This window comes from Oryzibacillus soli, assembly GCF_051594765.1.
Lineage (GTDB): Bacteria > Bacillota > Bacilli > Paenibacillales > NBRC-103111 > Paenibacillus_AR.
In genome coordinates, this window is record NZ_JBPPGJ010000075.1 from 1 (window position 1) to 891 (window position 891).

Genomic DNA, 891 nt, shown 5'->3' on the forward strand with positions numbered 1-891 from the left:
GGCGGTGGAATCCCGGGCCTATCGGTTGTCCTATCATTGGCTATTCCACTCCTGGGAGCAGATCCCCCGGGACCTGGCTGAGATCATTAAGGCTGCTGGCCCGCACTATTACCTCTACCAGAGCAGTAAGGCGACATATAAAGGTCTCCAGGAGGAGATCGCTCCGTTTACTCTAGAGGACGGCCTGAACACCCCTCGGTACCACTCCATTATGGTGCTCAAGGTTGGGGAGAAGCGAATGACGCCGTTGATGGTGCGAATGGATCCACCGCAATTTAGGTAGCTAGTTCCCATTTTGATTTTTGCCCATATTTACCGCTATAAATCCGCCGCGGACGAGGGCTACAATGTCATCAGGTGATTACGATGACATTCATTTCCCCAATGCTTCTCGAAAAAGTAGAGGAGCCTTTTGACGACCCCAGGTTTATCTATGAGCCGAAGATCGACGGCCACCGGCTTCTTCTGTCTCGTGAGAACGGCAGCGTCCGGCTTTATACCCGCCACGAGAACGAATGCACTCGGCAATACCCGGAACTGCTCGCCGTGCCGACGGATGACGATGTTATCTTGGACGGCGAGGTCTGCCGGATTGGGCCGTCTGGCGAGATTGACTTCGAAGCGGTGATGGAGAGGTTCCGGATGACCAAGGGGCCAAAGATCAAGGCCGCGGCGGTGGAGTCACCTGTGCATTACGTGGTGTTCGATATCCTGCAGAGAAACGGACAGGATCTCCGCAGCTTACCGCTTATGGAGCGCAAGCAGATCCTCGCGGACGTCTTGGAGCAGAACAGCCACTTCAGCCAGTCTCTTTACGTGGAAGGCGCCGGCAAGGAGTTGTTCCGGGCGATACAGGAGAAGCGGATGGAGGGAATTGTCGCCAAACGTAAG

1 protein-coding gene and 1 pseudogene are annotated in these 891 nt (G+C 55.2%); both read left to right on the forward strand.

Annotated elements, in window-relative coordinates:
• A pseudogene (locus ACSEXW_RS28200) lies at positions 1-283 on the forward strand (ATP-binding protein); the annotation flags it as partial.
• Positions 284-366: 83 nt separating this feature from the next.
• Positions 367-891 (forward strand): ATP-dependent DNA ligase (locus tag ACSEXW_RS28205; protein ID WP_438449511.1); only part of this gene is annotated, 525 nt, incomplete at its 3' end.